Annotated in this window: 1 protein-coding gene; it reads left to right on the top strand. The window is 70.2% G+C overall.

What is annotated here, in order from left to right; translation table 11 throughout:
- A partial coding sequence (locus tag KVT44_RS56545; protein WP_217577093.1) for a DUF488 domain-containing protein occupies nt 1–248 on the top strand: 248 nt, incomplete at its 3' end.

The following is a 248-nucleotide window of genomic DNA, read 5'->3' as shown; positions in this document are numbered from 1 at the left end:
GTGCACGTCCGTAGGGTCTACGTGGCTCAGAGGCAGGCGGCCGGCACCAGGGTGTTGGTGGTCCGCTGTTGGCCACGGGGAATGTCCAAGGGGAGGGCCCATCTCGACGTGGGGGGCAAGCAGGTTGCCCCGCCCACGGAACTGCGCAAGGGGAACAGCCACGACCCGGAAGCCTTCACGGAGTTCGGCCATCCCAACCGGGCCGAACCGGAGGATCCCGGGCAGGCAGACGCGCTGGCCCACCCGCC

The organism is Streptomyces sp. GbtcB7, from assembly GCF_019091445.1.
Lineage (GTDB): Bacteria > Actinomycetota > Actinomycetes > Streptomycetales > Streptomycetaceae > Streptomyces > Streptomyces mirabilis.
The sequence above is the reverse complement of the archived record's forward strand: the minus strand, read 5'-3'. Positions and strand labels throughout refer to the sequence as shown.